Genomic DNA, 20,629 nt, shown 5'->3' with positions numbered 1-20,629 from the left:
GGCAGATTAAATGTTTTTTAAAGCCATGGTTTATATTATGTAAGCAACGCTTTTTATGGTGCATTATTTGATTAACCTGCAATTATAATCGCTGGCCAAGGCGGCCAACCATCATGTTTTTCCAGCCATAAAATTCGCCGCTAATGATCTTTTTACGCGCTTCTTTAACCAGCCAAAGGTAAAAATGGAGGTTGTGCAGTGTGGCAATTTGTGCCCCAAGCATCTCGCCCGAATGGATCAAATGGCGTAAATAAGCTTTGCTGTATTCCTTATCGGCAAATAAATCGCTATCGTCTTCTATCGCGCTAAAGTCGTTTTTCCATTTCTCATTCTTGATATTTATGATGCCGTTTTTGGTAAAAAGCATGCCGTTTCGGGCATTGCGGGTAGGCATAACGCAGTCAAACATATCAATTCCAAGGGCGATATTTTCTAATAAATTGATGGGAGTGCCTACGCCCATCAGGTAACGTGGCTTGTGTTCGGGCAAAATATTGCATACAATTTCGGTCATCGCGTACATTTCTTCGGCTGGTTCGCCTACCGAAAGGCCGCCTATGGCATTCCCTTCGCGCTCAAATGAAGCGATAACCTCGGCCGATTTTATCCTTAAATCTTTATAAACCGAGCCTTGTACAATCGGGAAAAGTGTTTGGCTGTACCCGTATTTTGGCTCCGTACTATCAAACCTGTCGCAGCATCTTTTGAGCCAGCGATGCGTCATTTCTATCGACCGCCGGGCATAGCCATACTCGCAGGGGTAGGGGGTGCATTCGTCAAAAGCCATGATGATATCGGCACCAATAACACGCTGGATATCCATCACATTTTCGGGTGTAAACAGGTGTTTTGACCCATCAATATGCGAACGGAAGGTTACGCCTTCCTCCTTAATCTTACGTACTTCGGTAAGCGAATACACCTGGTAACCGCCGCTATCGGTTAAAATGGGGCCGTCCCAGCCGTTAAACTTATGCAGGCCGCCGGCGCTTTCCAAGGTATTTAGTCCTGGTCGCAGGTATAAATGATAGGTGTTTCCTAAAATAATTTGTGCTTCTATATCCGTTTTAAGCTCGCGCTGGTGCACCGCTTTTACGGTGCCGGCTGTGCCAACGGGCATAAATATGGGGGTTTCAATAGTACCATGGTCGGTGGTAATTTCACCGGCGCGGGCCTTTGAAAGTGGGTCTTGTGCTGCTAATTTAAATTTCATTTTGAGGGTGTAAAATTAGCAAAAAAAGCCTCACCCCGGCCCTCTCCAAAGGAGAGGGAGTTAAAAAAGATTTATTTAGAAGCATGGTAGCTAAGGGAATAGCACCTCGGGCTAACATGTTGGCCCGAAAATATCAATTATTCAATTGCTTTAAGTAGGGGTATAGCGCATTCGCCCCGGCAGAATGGCGGTCTTTATCTATATACGTAACTGTTTATTTTGTTCAAAAAACCGACAATTAATTCATTGTAGGTTTCTTCATTATAACCGTTACGCATAGTGTGTTTACATACCATATGGTTTTTAACAAAGCTAAGTTATAATCGATACTGCCAACATAGGTATCAATTTTGTTTATTTGCTGTATAATGTCTTGCCTTTGCCCGTAGCTGTTGCCTGCAAAAAATAGTAGTAATAATACGTTACAGAGCGGTTTTTTCATTAATGATTCATTTCCAAATAGMCAGATGAAATCCTGAAAATTAAATTAGATGTTTGCCGCTTATGAAAAATATTCAATGGTAATTTGCGATTTATCAGGCACAGATAAGATAGTTAGAAGTAAATGCTCATATGATATAAATGCCTTTATATAGCATCACACATTGAGATGTTAAGATTAGAAATTAATATTACTTTAAACCTCGACGGGCGTTTTCAACAAAAGCTAACTCAACCGAAGCTAATAAGGCTATTTTCTGGTCATCAAAATTAGTATTTTGGATAAGACTTTTAACAAATGCCCCGCGTTCCTGCTCGCGGGTAATTTTCTCAGCCTCTTGCCTGGCCTCTTTTACCGCGTAGTCAAGCACATTCTTGTTATCCCATTTTTGTTTTAAGCTGCTATCGTACAACATTTTTTCCTCCTTTGTCAGGTTGCTATATTCTGCTATATTAAATAGTTTTTCAAAAACCGGCTTTCTCAAATAAGCTGGTAACTTGTCCATGCTGCTCATATTGTTCAGCACAAAAAGCCATCGGTCAAGATCTGTTTCCAGTTCACTATCCAATTTTACAAAGTTACGCAATTCAATATAGGTGTAGCCTAATTCATCGTAAAATATTTTACCTGTATCTCTGTTACACAGGCAAATATCATGCAGATACTCAGCAGCGGGGCTATCATCCAAAACAAAATCTTCCAATAATGCAATTAAATAAACACCACTTATATTGTAAGCCCATTCACTTCGCTTACCCTTGGGCGCTTGTTCGCTAATAAGACGACTAGTATAAAACAATGCTCGTTGTTTAAACTTTTCTTGCTTGCCGCGTTGTACCTCAATAATAAATTGCTCTCCGTCGGTACCGGTACAAAGCAGGTCGAATATTGCCCCACCTTCATGTTTTGTTTCACCAGGGTGCTCATTTTTATTGTAAACCAAATCGGCAATGAGTTTTCGCCCACGGAATACCTCATTTAAAAAAGCAATGAGCAGGTCTTTATTGGGGTCGCTGCCGAAAAGCCGTTTAAAGGCAAAGTCGGTCATGGGGTCAATATACCGGGGTTGTTTATTCATGGGTTTGTTATTAAGGCCTAAACAGTAAATATATCTATTTGCTTGAACAAGTTCGCCGGTTTTAAGAAAATCGGGCTGGCTTAACTATCCTGAATTTAAAAAAGAGTTTTCGGCGGAAAGGAGGGGAAAACTATCTTTCGAGCGTGGCGAAAATCTTATGCGAAGGGTGTTAACCAAGCATCGTTGCATGGCATATTACCGAAGATTTCCCCTGCCCATTCCGCCCTCCCGTCCAATCGATGACAACCGGGACGATTGATTGAAGGGATCAAAAAAGTGCGGTATATAGCAGCGCTTTGGCCGGATACCCACCCGGCAGATCTATGTCAACTCATCTTCCCATCAACTTATTAAGATAAGCTATATCAATGGTTTTGTTCACTTTTTTTGAGATATCGGCAAATGAAACAGGCCGTTTAATATCGCCCTCGTCAACTAATACAATATCGTCGGCTACCTTGCGGAGCTTGTCGACGACGGTATCGATGAACCAAACGCAATTAGCATTGATAGCCGGGTTGTTTTTTTGTTCTTCGGTAAAAAAAGTTAATATCCCGATGGTTAGTCCCCATATCTGTACAGATTCTGTGGTTGTGGCCAGGTACAAATTATCAGCATTTTTTAAATAAAAGAAACAGGGGCTCTGTTCAACATAGGTTAAAGTGAACTGGTTATCCCGGTTTACATTTTCTGTATTAGCAGGAAGGTCAAAATTATTTACTTTAACTGTTTTGCAAATATTGGGGTACTCGCTACAGGTCATTACATGGGTTTTTCTTGTTCGCGGGCTATTGCAGGTGAGCATAAATTTGTTATCAGTGAGGCTGATGAATGACCATTGTATACAATGGTCAATTATATTATTACTCATAATATCTGTAATTCTATCTATCCCGAGATCTATGGGTGCCGGAGGCGGGATTGGTGGATAACCAGGCTTAGGCATTGGGTAAATGATAACAACATCCTGAAAAGCGCCGCTTACACTCCCTTTGTCTTGTGCCAGCGAAAATAGTTTTCCCTGCATGGGGTTAGCGTAGTTAATAGGGGGCATGGTTTTTTAGGTTAAATTGGTTTATGAAAGTAAAATGTGCTTGTAATAAATAAAATTGTTTCGTTATCAGCCGCATGCGGCCTTTTCAAAATACCGTGCCCGTTTATTGCGACTTCAAAAATGCATCACACTCTGTTTGAAGCTGATCCCATGCTGTTATTGCCACAGAGAGGCTTAGGCCCGCTATAAAAGGAATTGAAAAATCAACCTGGCTTGTTTTTGCAATGGCTTCCAGGTCATCGGCAAGTGCCGACCATGCCCCCCGGATACTTCCGGTGGCATGGTCAAGCACGGCTATGCTTGCGGTTATTTCTTTCATAAAACCAAATTCTGTACCGGCAATATCACTATCAAGGTTATTGTTGGCCTTGTTGAAGGTAAAAACCTGATTCACAATATTGATAAAAGAAGCAGAAAGGGCCTTGGTTGATTCATATAAAGCAGCTACCGCTGTTGCCGCCTGTTGCTGTACCGCGGGTGTCATATCCTGCTCACTGGTAACTAATTGCTGCACCGCAATATTCAGCGCCGAAAAATCAGCTTTGGCTTTTGTTGCATATGCCATCAGCAAATTACACTGAGTCTTCATTTGCGGGGCAATGTCAGTGTCCCACAGGTAGGCGGCAGCAAGCGCATCCGGAAAATGAGGAAGGTGCTGCGTAATGGTATCCTTAATAGCCGCGCCCTGTTTGCAGGTTTTTACACGTGCTTTAATGGCATCCATATCCGTTTTGGGTATGGTAAACAGCGCCCCCATATTAAACGCCGTTAGTGATCGTTCTGTAATTGCCATGTCTTTATGCGATTCTTTTCGCGGATTTAGTATGTATTGAAGTTCCGGCGAATGACAGCGTTATTTTGTTCACCTGGCTCCGGGGCATCTTTTTATTTACCGAGATAGTCCATTCTGTAAAGGGGGTGGGTTGAAAGTAGGCTGCTTGTAATTCCTTACTGATGGCTCCAGGGGTATCGATGAAAATTTCGCCATTCTCTTCATGGTAGGCAAATGTCAGCTCTGCAGGGGTGCTGCTAAAACTGAATTTCTCGTTATTAAACCGGTCGGCATATATGCCAGAACTGCAAATGGTTACCGTAATCATCTTAGTTGCCTTAATGCCATGTAGCCATGCCTGTACTTTATTTAACCTAACCCGGTGCATGTTCTCAAATACTTCGGTATCCATTCCAACAGCTATGGTAATTTGACCATCTTTTATAAATGCCGCAATTGCATCGTCGTTTGTTATATGTACACTATAACCTTCTTCTGATGCTTTAAAATCCGACGGCTTCGGCTTAAATTTCTCCAGGGCTTCAGCACGGTCTTTTTTCATATTGGCCACATCTGTTGTAAGTACAGCAGCTGTTTTTAAAATTGATGGGGTAACCGAGGAGTCCTGTAAGGCCCAGTATTTATAAGCCCGGGTATAATTCCTGATGGCCAGGTACATATAGGTTTTCATATTCATCTGCAAAACATAAACGTTATGCAGGGTATTTTTATCTGTCGCGATATCACCTTCAAGCGCTTTAAGGTAATTTTTATATGATTCTATCATATTTGCGCTTACCTTTTTTTGCATGTATAGCCTGGCCAATTCCTGGGTAACCTGTACCATGGCTGCCTGAGCGGCTGATTGCGCCTTTCCGTATATAGAAAGGATATCCAGTTGCTGGCGGTATTCTGCAGCGCCGGCAATGCTTGCATCTTCGGCGCCCCTCATCATATCATCTACCTGTAGCCGAAAAATATCCCACTCGGCCTGGCTTGAAATGTCAGCAGCATCAGGTATCTCAAAGTCGGTAACCGCTTTGGTATAATCCATTTTTTTTGCAACTTCTCTTAAATCATTCATGAATTTAAAGGTGTTCTGCAGCATCTTGGCTATGTTTTCGAGTTTTGACATGGCTTTGGACAGGTTACCAATAGCTGTTGCAAATTTTGATACGGTTTTTGCCGAATCTGCCGCGGCGGCGGCGGCTTTTCCTGCCTCGGCCACCGCACCTGCAGTGGCGCCTGCAGCGGCTACATCGCCAACACACATTGCCCCTATAGATGCAGCAAAAGTGCCAACAGCCATACAGATATCAAAAGCAGCTTTTAATGTTTGGTCCTGCTTCCATATCGCGATGCCTGCCTGAAAGTCGGCAGCAGCCCGCATACTGGCTAAATTTGCCGATGTCATGTTGGCTTGTGCCTGGTCATAAGCGTTTTTTACTGCATCAAGGTTAGATACGGCTTGTTTTATTAAACTGTCGGTAAATGTATCTGTATTGCTAAAATAAGTAAGCATTTGATTCCCGGCCCTGATCTGATCGGCTTTACTTACCGCATCCTGGGTTACCAGGTTGTACTGGGTTTCATAATTGGCAACAGATGCCAGATAGGCCCCGGCAAGTGTTTCGTAAATATCGGCGCTAAGCAGCGGCACAAAATTTAAATTACTTGCTTCAAGGGTAAGCTCGCCCAGCAGCGCCGAACTTTGATAGTAAAGATCGGCAAGGGGAATATTATTTTGAGAAGCAGCCTTAACCCACGCAAGTATAGCCCTTGCAGCACCTGGTTCAGCATCTATCAGGCGCGTACTAAACTGGTAAAGAGAGGATAGGGTGAGCTGCAACTCGGTACCAGGCAGTGGATGTGCCGGATTATCTGTAATGAGTTTAAGGTCTTTTGAGTATAGGTCGACAATTTGGGTTTTATAATTCGCGTGTTTAACATGAATGCCTAAGCCCGGAAAATCGGTGAGGGCAAAATTCTTGTTTTCATCGGCCTTTGGGCCCAGGGTGTTTATTTTTAGTTCGCCGCTAATTTCTGTTGCAAACAGCATAAAAGTTGCTGCATTGTTTGAGCTGAAATCCATGGTAACAACGGAGGATGAATTGCAAACCAGCCTGCGGCTGATGATAAATATACCGCGGTTAAAAAGCTGGATATTTGCAGCCGGCATCTTTACAATATCTGCAATGATGTATACAATAACCGATTTGTGCTTATCGGCGGTTGCCAGTACTTCGTCCATATCCACAACCAGATCACGAAAAATAAGCTGACCGTTAAAGGGGATGGTAGCAGTTGTGCAAGGTATTTTATTTAATGCCTGGGCGTTTTTATAATAATCGGCCCAGTCTTTTTTGTCATTTACTGAAATTGCCATTTTGAAGGAATTGAAAAGTAAAATATAGGTTAACATTTACAGGCCAGATGTTTCATCTGGCCTGTGTTTATAAAAATATCCTGTTTTTTTATGCTACTGCATCCTCTGACTGGTGTATGCTCACCCTGTTTTTGCGGGTCAGCAACCTTTTAAGATCCTTTGCAGCATAGAAAGCCACAGTTGGGTTGGGTACAACAGTAATATAAGCGTTAATGCGATAATTATCAGCCTCATCGGCTACTTTTTGCCATAATACAATAGCCTCCTCAATTCCTAGCCCTGCAATAAATGATGGCATATCTACAATTTCGCCACTAATAGTGGTCAGGATGCTGGAAAGGTCATCCTTTAGCGCGCTCCACATACCTTGAATTTTCTGAATGGCCGGAAGAGCGCCATCTATTTTTTTAGTAATGCCGGTGATATCGGCATTAATGCGGGTTAAATCAAGCACAAGTGTGGCGTCGGCAGCAATCTTAGCCTCAAGGTTGTTCACCAGATCGCTAAGCGCGTCTATCCTTGCTTTTGCATCGGTTGCTTTTTTACCATAAATTCCGGCCACAATTCCTGCCGCGATTGAGCCACATGGCCAAATCCAGGCGTAGCTTGCTGATGTGGCTGCTACAATGATATCATGCTTGTATTCGTCTTCCGCGTCAGATAGATCGGCCTTATCCTGGGCCAACCGATCTTGCATTGTTTTAATCGTTCCGCTTGTTCCTGATATCTTGTCGCTATAAGTTTTAAACAAAGTGCCGACAGCAGCTTCATTAACTGATGTATCTAAAGAGAATTTTTGCATGGCTGCCGCAACATTGGTAGCATGGGTTGAAAAAGCCTGCGCTTTGTTGATCATTACGTGCAGCGTTTGTTTCAGGTGATCAATTGATACGGTATCAGTGGGGTCGGCCTCAATTTTTAACAGCAACCCCAAAATAGCCCTGTAAAATATCGGGACTGAAACATTGTAAGCAATCAGATCTGAAGCGCACTTTACGCTGTCGGGTTTGGTAACGGAATCAAAAGTTTGGCAAATATCATATAGATTTTTGTACCCGTCAACAAGGGGTTGAAACTGTTCAATCCCGCCCGACGGAACGGCAGGTAGCGTTTTTTGCAAAAGCGCTGTGGTTGTTGGCAATAGCATGGCACCGGTAACAAATACCTGTATTGATAGCCACTCATTGGATGATAGCGCGAAAGTGGTGCCTTTAGCCAGGTCGCGCGGAGTAAGATCGATTGTTGTTGACATAAAATTGTAAGTTAAATTTGGTTTATTGATGGTGTTAATTGTTGTGTTTAAAACGTTAGCAGATACCGGTTGCTAAAAACATACCTTGACAGACCGTGCAATGCCCGGACCCTTTAAATTATTTGTTTATAACATCGATATCGGGAGTCGTTTCGTTACGCAAGTTCAGGCAATTGATAAAAGGAAAGCAGGGTCGAAACAGCTTTTATGTGTGGGGATTTTTAGCTACAAAAAAGTATAGAACCTGGCGGTATTTCTGAATATTTAATGGGTACTTAAAGGGAAAATTTCAGGGGGGATCTCATCAATAGGGAGGCAGCCATTTTGGGGCGATTTATTAAGATAGCTGATAGAGCTCGTATCCTTTTATCCGATTTACAGAAGCTCTGTTTATAAATGGCATTTTTTACACGATGTTATGTGCAATCTTTGAGGGGGATTTTGTGCCGTTAATTTAATTAGCATTTTGAGTGGGGGGCAACAGCAAAAAAAAGCCTTATCCAGGCCCTTTTCAAAGAAGAGGGGTCGGCGATAAAAAAAGAATTATTTATGCAGATGGAAACTAAAAAATAGATGGCATTTTATTATGTTAAGTTGGAGTAATCAATACGCTAATTTAGGATGTTTTACCTGAAGTTGAGAAGGTCTTTTAGGACAGCAATTTGATAATGATGCTGGTGGGACTCTTAGCTTTTTAACTATCGGTAAGGTAACCAGTACATTTTCTGGAATAGGTGAAGCAAGGGCAGACGTGTCAATCCCCACCCGGGATCTTAGAGAAATACTTATATCTTTGGCTAATTAATTAATTTGCAATAGCTTACAAGTAATTTAAGTAAGTTTCTTCAGGCTTTTATGGGTTTCTCAAAATATATGGGTTTCACAGACGCTCTGCCTTTTATAATCTAAAAAAGGATGACCGATGCTTGCCTAAAGCTTTTCTATTTCTTCAACAGAAAGTTTAGTAAACTTTGAGATTTGGGCAAGCGGCAGACCATCCTTTTTCATTTCGCGTGCAATATCCAGGGCCTTTTTATACTCGCCTTTTTCAATACCTTCCTGCCGGGCATAATCTACCACATTCTTATTATCCCATTTGTATTTTAAGCTGCTATCATACATTGTTTTTTCCTCCTTTGTCAGGTTTGTATATTCTGCAATACTGAACAATTTCTCAAATATGGGCTTCCGAAGATAAACCGGAATTTTTTCCATCCGGCTCATGTTTTTTAATACGTAAAGCCATCTATCCAAATCGGTGTCTAAATCGATATCCTCTTTTACAAATTTACCTAATTCTATGTACGTATAACCTAGTTTATCGTAAAAAATTTCACCGGTATCCCTGTTGCACAGGCAAATGTCATGCAGGTAGCTATTTTCCGGACTATCTTGCAGTGTAAAATCTTCTAACAAAGCTATTAAATATACTTCGGCTATGTTGTAACCCCAGGCGTTTCGTTTGCCTTTTGGTGCCTGGTCGCTGATGAGTCGGGAAGTATAAAATAAAGCCCTTTCTTTAAAATACCCTTGTTTTGCCCGTTGCACCTCAATTATAAAACGTTCACCGTTATCTCCCGTGCAAAGCAGATCGAATATAGCCGATCCTTCGTCTTTTAAATCGCCGGGGTGTTCGTTTTTATTGTAAACCAGGTCAACAATATGCTTCCGCCCCCTGAATACTTCATTTAAAAAAGCGGTCAGCAGTCTTTATTAGGTTCACTGCCGAATATTTTTTTAAAAGCGAAATCAACTAAAAGGTCGATGTATTTACCCGTAACAGGCGGTTTATTGTTTGGCATAGTCAAATATAAAGGTTTATTCCTTATCTACACCCACGATGGAAATAGCCCGCGCCGGGCAAAAGTAAGCGATATAAAAGCCCTATGACGCTATCGGGGGCAACTTATCAACATAAATCCCTTTAAGCCAAACAGTGTGGAAAACTACCGCTTGTTCGATCGGGTGCCGATACCAAATTTAACCCGATTAAGCCCTTGTAATTCGTGTAATTTTAACAACTTTGCCTGATTATTTTTGGCTCATTGGAAACTTATATACAAATAGTACTTTTTCTACTTTTTCAGCTCTGTTTTATTGTTCAGCTGTACTACCTGGTAAGTAGCCATATTAGCCTTGCCGGTTACAAACCCCATGAGGAGTTGCCAACGGTGTTAATACCGGTTTCGGTAATTATTGCTGCCCGTAACGAGGCGCAAAACCTGCAGGAAAACCTGCCGTCGATACTGGAACAAAACTATCCCGATTTTGAAGTTGTGGTAATAAACGATTGCTCATACGATGCATCTGACGAGGTTTTGGAGGATATGCAGCGCCGGTACCCCAACCTTAAAGTAGTTACCATTACCGAGCATGACCGCTTTAAAACCGGCAAAAAGTTCGCGCTTACACTGGGCATAAAGGCCTCAAAAAACGAATATTTGTTATTTACCGATGCCGATTGTAAACCCGTATCTGTAAATTGGATAACCCGCATGGTAGCCAATTTTGGCGGCGGGGCTCAAATAGTTTTAGGCTACTCTCCCTTTTATAAAACCAGGAGTTTTTTAAATTGGTTTACCAGGTACGAGTCGGTAAAGGCGGCCACAAACTACCYGTCATGTGCATTAAACGGCGATGCTTATATGGGTGTTGGGCGCAACCTGGCCTATACCAAAACTTTGTTTTTTAGCGAAAAGGGCTTTGCGTCGCACATGCATGTACTATCCGGCGATGACGATTTATTTGTAAACCAGCACGCCACGCCCCATAATACCGCTATTGAAATACACCCGGATACATTTATGTACACTGCGGCAAAATCAACGCTATCCTCATGGTATAGGCAAAAAAAAAGGCATGCAGGCGTAGGTAAATTATATAAGAGAAGACACCGTAAAATGCTTATTTTTGATGGCGTTAGCGGCTTTTTGTTTTATATGCTGCTTATATTATGCCTGGTTTGTAAATTCGAACCTCTGTTGGCATTAGGTTTGTTGCTTTTTAGACTGATTATCCAATTATTAATCTATAATAAGGTTTTCAAGAAGCTGGATGGCAAAGATCTGATTTGGTATTTACCATTTTTTGATATCATATATTATATGTATTTAATTGGATTTGGATTAGTTGGGCTACTTTTAAAAACCACCCAATGGAAATAAACGCAAATTTTACCGAAAACGCCAAGAATGATTTTCACCTGGTAGTGAGGGCCCGTACGGGCGATCAAAAGGCGTATGCCGACCTGATGCACCGTTATAAGGATTCCATTTATTTTATGGTACTTAAAATGGTGAACAATAAAGAGGACGCCATGGACCTTACCGTAGAGACCTTTGCCAAAGCATTTGAAAAGCTGGAAAAATACCAGCCCGATTATGCTTTCAGCACCTGGCTTTTTAGGGTAGCAACTAATAATTGTATTGATTTTATCCGTAAAAAGAAACTCAATACCCAATCTATCCACGGCATGACGGATGAGGATGGCGACGAAAAGCCGTTGCAAATTAAAGCCGATGTATTAAACCCGGAAGAAACGTCCATTAAAAAGCAGCAAACCCAGGAACTGAAATTGCTGATAGAAAGCCTGCCGCCGCGCTACCGTAACCTCATTACCCTGCGTTATTTTGATGAGCTATCCTATGAAGAAATAGCACAACAGCTTGATTTGCCATTAGGTACGGTAAAGGCGCAATTGTTTAGGGCCAGGTACCTGCTTGGCAACATCATCAACCGTTTTAACAGGGATGACATCTGATATCGTTTTTAAATATTTTCCCGAACTAACAGCGCAGCAACGTGCCCAGGTTGAGCAGCTGCCCGAATTATATAACACCTGGAACAGCCAGATCAACGTGATATCCCGCAAGGATATTGATTTGCTGTTTGAACGACATGTTTTACACTCCATGGGTATTGCCAAAGTAATGCCTTTTTTGCCCGGCGAAAGTGTGCTTGACGTAGGCACTGGCGGTGGTTTTCCGGGCATTCCGCTGGCTATATTATTCCCCCAAACTTCTTTCCATTTGGTTGATTCTATCGGCAAAAAAATAAAAGTTGTGCAGGAAGTTGCCAAAGCATTGGGCCTTACCAATGTGAAGGCTACCCATGCACGTGCCGAAGAAATTGACGAGAATTTTGACTTTGTAGTATCGCGCGCGGTAACGCAATTAAAAGATTTTTACCCTTGGGTACGTAGCAAATTTAAAAAGCAATCGGGCAATAAACTGCCTAACGGCATCCTGTATTTAAAAGGCGGCGACCTTGACCAGGAGATCAAAGAATCGGGCCTTAAAGTGCAGCAATATTACCTTAAAGATTATTTTACCCAAGAGTTTTTTGAAACTAAACAGGTGATTTATGTGAAGGGGAAATTTTAAAGTCAAAAGTAAAAATTCAAAAGTAAAAATTTCTGGTTAGCGTGGCTGTTACGTTAACCTCTCAAGTGATCGTTACTGCAAAGCGCGGCCTGTGCTTCTACCGGTGCGGGAAACGTATACTTAAGTTGGAAGTTAAAAGTCAAAAATCGAGCTGTGGGCGAAGAGCTTGCCGACTTGTTTAAAAGTCTTAATTCCTGACTCTTAACTCTTGGTTCTACTTTAAATCAAGTGATCGTGGTGTTGGTTATCAGTTCGCGATGCGGCGAAGAATATTAAACCAATTACAAACAGCGCACCGCCGGCAAACACTGGTAGTTTAAATGTCCAGCTGCCATTGGGGCCGGTAACAATTTCTTTACTGCCGCCGCTATCAACAGCATTTGATGTTTTTTTGTAAAAAAAGTTGCTGGTAATAAACAGCGCAATACCCAAAATGGCTACAATAATTCCAAACTTTTTCATGATGATTAAATTTAAATGATATACCCAATCGGTATTTTAGGCACTGTATATCAACTGAGTAGTATATCAAATTTAATAAGTTTAAATGGTAAGTGTATACTTTATTTAATTATTATTTAAGCAGATGTAAAAGGCAGGGATACGCTGGAGTTGATTGTTGGTTTTAGCTATTCTGTAATCAGGAAATCATACAGCGGGGGATTGCTAAAAAGTAGAAGTGCTTTACACAGAAAAATGCCGAAGCGGGTTTTACCGTTCAGCAATTTTTGACCTATTGGGTTCGAGGGTAATTAGTTTGTTTCCTGATGGCTAATTTGCCTCCGGTGTGGCCTCAGCGGGGGACACAGCTGGAGTTGGTTTCGGATAGAAGATTACCGACATTGGTTTTAACTTCAATTTAGCAAACTTTAACCCTGTAACTTTAGGGCTCAGGCTTGTTGATACCGGTTTCAACTTCAAAGTTTTAGCAGGTTTTGGTGATAGTGGCTGTGTGCCGGGCTGAGGCGCTACAGGCATTCCAACTGTATCTTTTGAGTAAACAGGCGGTACTGGCGGCGGCGGCGGCATTCTGTTTATATCTCCTGATCCAACCGGAGGCACCGGTGGTGGCGGCGGCATTTTGTTGATATCTCGTGACACAACCGGAGGCGCAGGCGGGGGAGGAGGTGGCGTCCTGTTTACATCTGCTCCTCCAGCCGGTGGGGTGGGCGGCGGCGGGGGCGGCATGCGCAGGTGTTTAGCCCCATGTTTTGGTGGTGCAGGTGGTGGCGGCGGTGGCATTCTGTCCATGTCTGGCTGCGCGCCGGGTGGCATGGGCGGCGGTGGCGGAAGTTTAGGGTAGATCATCATTTTAGGAAACGAATAACCGTATTTTTCCTTCAGCATGGCCAGTTCTGTTGGTTTTGCCTTGCTTTTGTAAAACTCCTTTTGATCGCCGTTTTTATCGGTAATGATTACCCTGAAATCGGTTTTGTTATTAATAAGGTAACCGGTTTCATCATAAGCATAGCCTTTTGATGTAGTGGCCCTTGTTCTCATCTTGCGGTTAGATGTATCGGCTGTGGCTGTTTTAGGCGCTGTAAGGGTTGGCTTTGCGGTTTTTGGCGCCAGGTCAATAAAAGCATAATTTTTACTGAACGCCAATGTTGATGCGCAAAGCATCCCCGCACATATGGGTACGGCCACCAGGTATTTTAGCCTTGCTAAATTGCCCGAACGTTGTTGGTTTAACATAATGATCCTCTTTTTTAACAAATTATAATTGAAAAATGAATGCGTGATTGACGAGCCATTGAGCCCGTAAGCATTGTTGACCAGGAACGACGAGTAGGCCAGTGCATCTGTTTCATGCGCTGCGGTTTGCTCATCGGCAATATACTCGTGTACGGTTTTAAGGCTTATTTGCAACAGGTAAATGATGGGATTAAACCAGTTTACGATTTTAATAACCTCGATAAAAATAATATCAAACGAGTGTTTTTGGCGGATGTGTACCAGCTCGTGCCTGATAATAATGTCGCTGGCGCTGGTCTTTGTGCCGATAAAGAGGTAATTAAAAAACGAAAAGGCTGTATCTGTATCTTCAATATCTATCAGCTTGTACTTATTATCAACAAGCCTTTTACCTGATGTAGTTAGGTTTACCAGTTTAAACAATTTGATAACCAGTAATAAAGCCAACACCGATATGCCAACAATATAAACAGCCCATAAAGCATTATCCCAGGTAATGTAATCAGCTGCATCTGGCGGCACAGTGGCCGAATCGGCAGGGGAGCTTACCCAGGTAATTTCCTGAACCTTTTCTGCTGGTTTTAACGCACCTACCTGCATAACAGGCAGTACGAACGACAGCACACAACTTAGCAACAAGTATATCCGGTTAAGTGTATAATGGGTCTCCTTTTTCAGGAACAGGCAGTAGCCGCCATAAAATACAGCCAGGTAAATATTTGCCTCCAGGAGATAATGCAGCCAGTTCATAGTGCTTTTATTTAGTTTGTGAAGGATAAGCAACTATCACAACTTCATTTAAACTAACCGCAGTTGAAAAGCCCGCGGATTGTTTGATAGGTTTATCAGCGGTATTCGCTTCTGGTAAATGGGAAACCACCACCTGATTGCTGCCTTTATAATCAACCACCTGAAATAACGTAGGGATTGAATAATGCCCGTTTTTTAAATCAAGTGTACCGTCATATGCTTTAATAGCACGTAAAAGCTCCCCGTCCATCACGGGTTCTACACCCCGTACAATTTCAGGATCGGTGATTTTGCCATCAACCACATCAAAGGCTGCAATTACCCTGCCGCCGATTTTCTTATCGCGGTCGATAGCAGGATATCGGACGTTCCTGGCTACATATTTGCAAAAAACATCGGTTGTTGTGCGGATTGATGTATCGGTCTGCATACTAACCGGTGGTGCAGGCGGCGGTGGAGGGGGGAGTTTGGTGGCATCTTTAATTTCAACCGGGGCAGCAGGCAGATTTGCAGCTTTTTTATCTGCTTTATATGGTGCCATTACAGGATATTTGTTGGCCCCAAAAACCATCATATTAAAATCGTACCCAGGTGCTGTTAGCTCTGCGGCAACGGGCGTTTTTACAAACTTGTAATAGTCGGTGCAAAAATAAACTATCATTTTATGTGAGCCTGCTGTTTCGTTAACCACGCCATTATATGCGTTCAGGGCCTGTAAAACTTCATTGTTAAATTCGGCAGGGCCGTTTTTGGTGATTTTGATATCTGTAATTTTATGATTGGCCTTAACATTAAAGCTTACACCAACCAATCCGGCTTTGCCGCTTTTTAACGCCTCATTAGGATAAACTATGGTTTTATTCAGATAATTGAAAAGGTCGACGTAAGTATCCTTAACAACTATCGGTGGAGGCGGAGGCTGCAGGCGCGTGTCGTTTTGTTGCAATTTTACCTTGGGTATACTATCTGCCAGGGTGGGTAAAGCTGGTTGATGGTGCCCGGGCGCAAGGTCAATCAGCGCGTAATTTTTGCTGAAGGCAAGGGTTGATGCACAAAGCATCCCTGCGCAAATAGGCACAGCCACCAGGTATTTTAGCATTGCTAAGTTCCCCGAACGTTTTTGGTTTAACATAATGATTCTCTTTTTTAGTAGATTATAATTGAAAAATGAATGTGTAATGGATGAGCCGTTTATGCCATAAGCATTATCAACCAAAAACGACGAGTAGGTGATGGCATCGGTTTCATGTGCGGCGGTTTGCTCGTCGGCAATATATTCGTGAACGGTTTTAAGGCTTATCTGCACCAAATAAATGATGGGGTTAAACCAGTTGATGATCCTCAGGATTTCCAGGAAAATAATATCGGCCGAGTGTTTTTGTTTGATATGTACCAGCTCGTGCCGGATGATGGTATCGCTGCCGTTTATTTTTGTGCCGATAAACAAGTAATTGAAAAATGAAAAAGCAGTGTTTGAACTTTCGATACCTACCAACTTGTATTTATCATTCAGTATGGTGTTACCCCTGGTGGTCATTTTAATGAGCTTACCAATTTTGATAAGCAGCATCACGGCCATCACGGCCATACCTATTATATACAGGTACAAAATGGCATCCTGAATGGTAAAATGGCTTACCGGTGGCCGGTAGCTTACCAGGGCCGGTGCCGTGTTATTGTGGCTGTTAGCGGCAATAGTTATATAGGTTTGTTGTGCACTTTCGGCAGCGGGTTTAAGTGCGCTTACCTGTATCAATGGTAAAATAAATGCCATAGTGCAGCTTAGCAACAAGTATACCCGGTTAAGGGTATAATGAGTTTCTTTATTTAAAAACAGGCAATAAAAGGCGTAAAAAACGGCCAGGTATATGTTTGCTTCCAGTAGGTAGTGTAGCCAGTTCATGATTGTTTTTTGCTTTTAAGGTTATCAATCAGTGAGGTTAATTCGTCCAGTTCTTTTACGCTGATCTTCTTTTCGTCTACAATAAACGATACCAGGCTTTGGTACGAATTGCTGAAATAGTTTTTCATCATCTTATCAAACGTGAACTTWTTATACTGGTCATCGCTGATAAGCGGGAAGTAAACGTGCGAGTTGCCATAGGCCTTATGGTCGATAAAACCTTTGCCTTCCAGTACACGCACCACGGTTGATACGGTATTGTAAGCTGGCTTAGGATCGGGCATTTGCTCAATGATATCTTTTACAATAGCTTCCTTTAACTGCCACAGAATCTGCATAATCTGTTCCTCGGCTTTGGTTAGTTCTTTAACATTCATAGTAAACTATTTTTATAGTTAGATAAAGGTATAACTATTTTTATAGTTTGCAAACTATTTTTATAGTTTTTTTATTTTTTAATTTGAAGATTTGAAAATGAATTAGCGGATGTGCAGATGTCTGAACCTGAATTTTTAGAATTAATTGAATTAGTCGAATTTTGAAATTCTGAAAATTCGACTAATTCGGTGAATTCAGGTTCAGACAACATCTGCACATTTGGAATCTGAAATCTGCACATCTGAAATTAATATTTGCTAATATTTTTAGGATTTGTATATTCGTGGTATCGATAGCGGGTTTTAATTTGCATATCTGCACATTTGAAATTTGCACATCTGTACTTAATCTGCACATATAAATGACCACATTGCACGGCGCCGCTTTATCATTTGTTAAAAACTTAGGCCCTGTTGCGGCTAAATCATTGATGGCTTATTTAGGCAGCGCCGATCAGGTTTTTAAAACATCGCCCTCAAAAATGGCTACCATACCCGGTATTGGCGAAAAACGGGCAAGCCAATGGGATTTTGATGAAGCTTTGCGCCTGGCCGAAAAGGAACTGGAATTTGCCGCTAAACAAGGCATCGAACTGATATTTTATACCGATGCCCGGTATCCAAAACGGTTAAAAAATTGTGGCGATTCGCCTATACTATTATATAGTAAGGGTAAAATGGAACTTAACATGCCCAAAGTGATCAGTATAGTTGGCACCCGCAACGCTACAGATTATGGCAAACAATTATGCAGGCAACTGATAGAGGAATTACAGCAATACAACGTTTTGATAGCCAGTGGTCTTGCCCTCGGCATTGATGTGGCTGCCCATAAAGAGTGCCTGCGGTTGAATGTACCAACGGTAGGAGTGTTGGGCCACGGCCTCGATAGGATGTACCCCAGCCAAAACCGTGCAACTGCCGATAAAATGTTGGAGAACGGTGGCTTGCTTACCGAATACCCGTCTGGCACCATTCCCGACAGGGAGAACTTCCCGCAGCGAAACCGGATTGTTGCCGGCATGGCCGATGCCACAGTAGTAATTGAGGCAGGCCTTAAGGGCGGTGCACTTATAACCGCCGAAATTGCCAACTCCTATAACCGGGATGTTTTTGCATTCCCCGGGAGGCTGGATGATGTGTACTCCGAAGGGTGTAACTTTTTGATCCGCAACAATAAAGCCGCACTGCTTACCTGCGTGGCCGACCTGGCCTTTAGCCTTGGCTGGGAAAAAGACGAAAATCTGAAACCCACCGAACAGTTTATGCTGCCGCTGGATTTAACCAAAGACGAGAGCCTGATATTTGATATTTTACAACAACATAAAGCCCCGTTGGCTATTGACGAACTTACCATAAAGGCCAATATGCCCATGAGCTCGCTGGCCATGAACCTGCTCAACATGGAAATGCAGGGCTATATCCGCAGTTTACCGGGGAAGACTTATAGGGTGAATTGAGCGTTTAGGTTATACGTGGGACGTTATACGTTATACGTTTTTTATTTATAGTACAAATCAACGTACAACTTATAACGTTCAAACGTAAAACTTCTTCATCATTTCGGCGAATAGAAAAAAGTTTATGGATATTTTTGGTATAAAGAAGATAAGTCGCTTGATATAAGATATGAACAAGATCGATATACACAATGAGCGTATTGCAAAAATGACCTTTGCCTCGGTTTACCCTTTGTATTTGGCAAAGGTGGAGAAGAAAGGTAGAACAAAGGAAGAATTAGATCAGGTTATAGCTTGGCTAACTGGCTTTAATAACGACAAACTAAAAGACCTGATTGAAAAAAAAGCGACTTTTGAAGCCTTCTTTCAGGTGGCTTCGCTAAATCCAAATGCACACCTCATTACCGGAATAATCTGCGGGTATCGTGTGGAGGAAATCGAGAATCCTTTGACGCAGCAAGTTAGATATTTAGATAAGCTGGTGGATGAGTTAGCGAACGGAAGGAAGATGGAGAAGATATTCCGGAACCCTTAAGGCTCTCACTTCCACCGAATATACACTCGGATCATCCCTTCGGCGAATCAAAAAAAGTTAAATGGCCGTCTTCGCCGCTGATGGATTCCCAGGTGTCGTTATCAAAAGTGATGAGTGCTACGGCACAGGTTGGCAAATCGCGGTATTGGCCGGTAAGGTAATATAATACCTGGCTGATGCCGGGGTTATGACCTACAACAGCAATAAAATCATACTCATTGGGCAGGCCGTTAATCACTTTTACCCAGGTGTATTCGTTAGCTTCGTAAATTCTTTTATCGGCACCGGCATTGGGTAGCTGCATTTGCGCTGTAAAAATATCAGCTGTGGTTTGCGTACGGAGCGCCGGGCTGGTCACTATTATTTGCGGTATAATGGATTGCCCTTTTAATATCGATGCCATGAGTACGGCATCCTCCTTACCCACTTGCTTTAATGGTCGTTCAAAATCAACATAGCCACTTTCATGTGTGGCTTTTGCATGGCGGATAAGCAACAATTTTTTCATCACAAAACGAATTTACTGGATTTCTACTTTTATTTATTAAAGTATTAAGGTTGTTTTTTGTTTGACGTTTGGCTGCGGAAAATTATAAAAAAACGAAACCAATTGAGATACCGAAAACATGGTTTTTGAATTTGTTGCCAGCCTGGTCTGGTGCCACGTTTGAAAGGCCCAGGTCGTAATTGAGGTTGAAGAGCAGCCCTCCTTTCAATTTGATGCCCGCGATGGCACCGGCGCCATACTCGTCAGATCGGATATCGCCATTATCGCCAAAGGTGATTTTATTGCTGCTGGAAATGGCTGTATGTACTCCATTATTATTGTTATCTGCCGATAGATTTTTGCGCCCGTAAACCCCCATACCCACAAAAGGGCCCGCGCCAATATAAAATTCGCCTACCACAAAAGGTACATGGTAAACTATATTAACGGGCACCTGCACATAATATAAATTATACTTTGTACCAACCTGGCTTACAGAACCATTTGGAAGCTGACCGGTGGGGCCATCAAATTTACCACCTTTGCCGGTAAAGTTGACAGCTGGCTGTAACGAAAAATGACCAAGTTTAACATCCACAAAAACACCGGCATTAAAAGATGTAACCGCTTTTGACCGGGCGTAAATATCAGAGCCTGCAACCATATTTGCCGGAGTACCGGATGAGCTCATGGTAGCAAAATTTACGCCTCCCTTTATGYCGATTGATGGCAGCTGCGCACAGGCGACTAATGACGAGCAAGATAAAAACAGGGCAAGGAAGGTTTTCTTCATGTAGCGGCAATGGTTTACAGGTTAAAACAAATGTATAAATAATACCAAAT

At 42.3% G+C, this 20,629-nt stretch carries 18 protein-coding genes and 1 pseudogene; 5 read left to right on the top strand and 14 right to left on the bottom strand.

Going from position 1 to position 20,629, the window contains the following annotated elements; genetic code table 11:
- Positions 1 to 82: 82 nt before the first annotated feature.
- The 8 genes and pseudogenes from tgt to AC1DV1_RS26160 all read right to left on the bottom strand — a co-directional run bounded on the left by tgt (position 83) and on the right by AC1DV1_RS26160 (position 9,999).
- On the bottom strand, positions 83 to 1,213 hold the full coding sequence (tgt, locus tag AC1DV1_RS26195) for a tRNA guanosine(34) transglycosylase Tgt (protein WP_477365893.1): 1,131 nt from the start codon (positions 1,211 to 1,213) through the stop codon (positions 83 to 85).
- Between the two features lie 238 nt (positions 1,214 to 1,451).
- Positions 1,452 to 1,655: a hypothetical protein gene (locus AC1DV1_RS26190; protein ID WP_477365890.1), complete on the bottom strand. Its 204-nt coding sequence runs from the start codon at positions 1,653 to 1,655 to the stop codon at positions 1,452 to 1,454.
- 190 nt (positions 1,656 to 1,845) lie between these two features.
- A complete protein-coding gene (locus tag AC1DV1_RS26185; protein WP_477365887.1) occupies positions 1,846 to 2,733 on the bottom strand; it encodes an Rpn family recombination-promoting nuclease/putative transposase in 888 nt (295 codons plus the stop codon).
- Positions 2,734 to 3,064: 331 nt separating this feature from the next.
- Positions 3,065 to 3,787 (bottom strand): hypothetical protein, encoded by a 723-nt coding sequence (locus AC1DV1_RS26180; protein ID WP_477365884.1) that lies wholly within the window; start codon positions 3,785 to 3,787, stop codon positions 3,065 to 3,067.
- Positions 3,788 to 3,890: 103 nt separating this feature from the next.
- Positions 3,891 to 4,580 carry a hypothetical protein gene (locus AC1DV1_RS26175; RefSeq protein ID WP_477365881.1) on the bottom strand — a complete coding sequence of 230 codons (690 nt, stop codon included), beginning with the start codon at positions 4,578 to 4,580 and terminating at the stop codon, positions 3,891 to 3,893.
- 4 nt (positions 4,581 to 4,584) lie between these two features.
- The gene (locus AC1DV1_RS26170; protein ID WP_477365878.1) at positions 4,585 to 6,945 is read right to left on the bottom strand and encodes a hypothetical protein; all 2,361 of its coding nucleotides are present in this window, start codon (positions 6,943 to 6,945) and stop codon (positions 4,585 to 4,587) included.
- An 88-nt stretch (positions 6,946 to 7,033) separates the two neighbouring features.
- A complete protein-coding gene (locus AC1DV1_RS26165) occupies positions 7,034 to 8,197 on the bottom strand; it encodes an alpha-xenorhabdolysin family binary toxin subunit A (protein WP_477365875.1) in 1,164 nt (387 codons plus the stop codon).
- Positions 8,198 to 9,127: 930 nt separating this feature from the next.
- Positions 9,128 to 9,999 (bottom strand): annotated as a pseudogene (locus AC1DV1_RS26160) (Rpn family recombination-promoting nuclease/putative transposase).
- A 243-nt stretch (positions 10,000 to 10,242) separates the two neighbouring features.
- Between AC1DV1_RS26160 and AC1DV1_RS26155 the strand changes: the two are divergent.
- From AC1DV1_RS26155 to rsmG, 3 genes are read left to right on the top strand one after another with little or no spacing between them, the layout of a single operon-like run.
- The gene (locus AC1DV1_RS26155; protein WP_477365872.1) at positions 10,243 to 11,361 is read left to right on the top strand and encodes a glycosyltransferase; all 1,119 of its coding nucleotides are present in this window, start codon (positions 10,243 to 10,245) and stop codon (positions 11,359 to 11,361) included.
- Positions 11,352 to 11,957: an RNA polymerase sigma factor gene (locus AC1DV1_RS26150; protein ID WP_295713138.1), complete on the top strand. Its 606-nt coding sequence runs from the start codon at positions 11,352 to 11,354 to the stop codon at positions 11,955 to 11,957. Before AC1DV1_RS26155 ends, AC1DV1_RS26150 begins: the two co-directional genes overlap by 10 nt.
- Positions 11,947 to 12,579: a 16S rRNA (guanine(527)-N(7))-methyltransferase RsmG gene (rsmG, locus tag AC1DV1_RS26145; protein ID WP_477365869.1), complete on the top strand. Its 633-nt coding sequence runs from the start codon at positions 11,947 to 11,949 to the stop codon at positions 12,577 to 12,579. Before AC1DV1_RS26150 ends, rsmG begins: the two co-directional genes overlap by 11 nt.
- Before the next feature lie 219 nt (positions 12,580 to 12,798).
- On the opposite strand, the gene AC1DV1_RS26140 is transcribed toward rsmG, so the two are convergent.
- From AC1DV1_RS26140 to AC1DV1_RS26125, 4 genes are all read right to left on the bottom strand, one after another.
- Entirely contained in the window at positions 12,799 to 13,041 is a 243-nt protein-coding gene (locus AC1DV1_RS26140) for a hypothetical protein (RefSeq protein ID WP_477365866.1), read from the bottom strand.
- A 309-nt stretch (positions 13,042 to 13,350) separates the two neighbouring features.
- Complete coding sequence (locus AC1DV1_RS26135; protein ID WP_477365862.1) at positions 13,351 to 15,024, bottom strand: M56 family metallopeptidase; 1,674 nt, start codon at positions 15,022 to 15,024, stop codon at positions 13,351 to 13,353.
- Between the two features lie 7 nt (positions 15,025 to 15,031).
- Positions 15,032 to 16,927 (bottom strand): M56 family metallopeptidase, encoded by a 1,896-nt coding sequence (locus tag AC1DV1_RS26130; protein WP_477365860.1) that lies wholly within the window; start codon positions 16,925 to 16,927, stop codon positions 15,032 to 15,034.
- Positions 16,924 to 17,304, bottom strand: a complete 381-nt coding sequence (locus AC1DV1_RS26125) for a BlaI/MecI/CopY family transcriptional regulator (protein ID WP_477365857.1) — start codon at positions 17,302 to 17,304, stop codon at positions 16,924 to 16,926. The genes AC1DV1_RS26130 and AC1DV1_RS26125 overlap by 4 nt, the downstream gene beginning before the upstream one ends.
- A 362-nt stretch (positions 17,305 to 17,666) precedes the next feature.
- Here AC1DV1_RS26125 and dprA point away from each other — a divergent pair, with 362 nt between their 5' ends.
- Together dprA and AC1DV1_RS26115 are read left to right on the top strand one after the other, a co-directional pair.
- The gene (gene dprA / locus AC1DV1_RS26120; RefSeq protein WP_477365855.1) at positions 17,667 to 18,764 is read left to right on the top strand and encodes a DNA-processing protein DprA; all 1,098 of its coding nucleotides are present in this window, start codon (positions 17,667 to 17,669) and stop codon (positions 18,762 to 18,764) included.
- A 169-nt stretch (positions 18,765 to 18,933) separates the two neighbouring features.
- Positions 18,934 to 19,299, top strand: a complete 366-nt coding sequence (locus AC1DV1_RS26115; protein ID WP_477365852.1) for a DUF2200 domain-containing protein — start codon at positions 18,934 to 18,936, stop codon at positions 19,297 to 19,299.
- A gap of 31 nt (positions 19,300 to 19,330) precedes the next feature.
- On the opposite strand, the gene AC1DV1_RS26110 is transcribed toward AC1DV1_RS26115, so the two are convergent.
- Together AC1DV1_RS26110 and AC1DV1_RS26105 are read right to left on the bottom strand one after the other, a co-directional pair.
- On the bottom strand, positions 19,331 to 19,807 hold the full coding sequence (locus tag AC1DV1_RS26110; RefSeq protein WP_477365849.1) for a SixA phosphatase family protein: 477 nt from the start codon (positions 19,805 to 19,807) through the stop codon (positions 19,331 to 19,333).
- A gap of 82 nt (positions 19,808 to 19,889) precedes the next feature.
- Positions 19,890 to 20,579, bottom strand: a complete 690-nt coding sequence (locus AC1DV1_RS26105; protein WP_477365847.1) for a porin family protein — start codon at positions 20,577 to 20,579, stop codon at positions 19,890 to 19,892.
- Positions 20,580 to 20,629: the final 50 nt, after the last annotated feature.

The organism is Mucilaginibacter sp. P4_D1 (assembly GCF_056401935.1).
The sequence above is the reverse complement of the archived record's forward strand: the minus strand, read 5'-3'. Positions and strand labels throughout refer to the sequence as shown.

Coding starts and splice junctions, on each gene's coding strand:
- tgt (WP_477365893.1), bottom strand. CDS start 1,213: ATGAAATTTAAATTAGCAGCACAAGACCCACTTTCAAAGGCCCGCGCC.
- AC1DV1_RS26190 (WP_477365890.1), bottom strand. CDS start 1,655: ATGAAAAAACCGCTCTGTAACGTATTATTACTACTATTTTTTGCAGGC.
- AC1DV1_RS26185 (WP_477365887.1), bottom strand. CDS start 2,733: ATGAATAAACAACCCCGGTATATTGACCCCATGACCGACTTTGCCTTT.
- AC1DV1_RS26180 (WP_477365884.1), bottom strand. CDS start 3,787: ATGCCCCCTATTAACTACGCTAACCCCATGCAGGGAAAACTATTTTCG.
- AC1DV1_RS26175 (WP_477365881.1), bottom strand. CDS start 4,580: ATGGCAATTACAGAACGATCACTAACGGCGTTTAATATGGGGGCGCTG.
- AC1DV1_RS26170 (WP_477365878.1), bottom strand. CDS start 6,945: ATGGCAATTTCAGTAAATGACAAAAAAGACTGGGCCGATTATTATAAA.
- AC1DV1_RS26165 (WP_477365875.1), bottom strand. CDS start 8,197: ATGTCAACAACAATCGATCTTACTCCGCGCGACCTGGCTAAAGGCACC.
- AC1DV1_RS26150 (WP_295713138.1), top strand. CDS start 11,352: ATGGAAATAAACGCAAATTTTACCGAAAACGCCAAGAATGATTTTCAC.
- rsmG (WP_477365869.1), top strand. CDS start 11,947: ATGACATCTGATATCGTTTTTAAATATTTTCCCGAACTAACAGCGCAG.
- AC1DV1_RS26140 (WP_477365866.1), bottom strand. CDS start 13,041: ATGAAAAAGTTTGGAATTATTGTAGCCATTTTGGGTATTGCGCTGTTT.
- AC1DV1_RS26135 (WP_477365862.1), bottom strand. CDS start 15,024: ATGAACTGGCTGCATTATCTCCTGGAGGCAAATATTTACCTGGCTGTA.
- AC1DV1_RS26130 (WP_477365860.1), bottom strand. CDS start 16,927: ATGAACTGGCTACACTACCTACTGGAAGCAAACATATACCTGGCCGTT.
- dprA (WP_477365855.1), top strand. CDS start 17,667: ATGACCACATTGCACGGCGCCGCTTTATCATTTGTTAAAAACTTAGGC.
- AC1DV1_RS26115 (WP_477365852.1), top strand. CDS start 18,934: ATGAACAAGATCGATATACACAATGAGCGTATTGCAAAAATGACCTTT.
- AC1DV1_RS26110 (WP_477365849.1), bottom strand. CDS start 19,807: ATGAAAAAATTGTTGCTTATCCGCCATGCAAAAGCCACACATGAAAGT.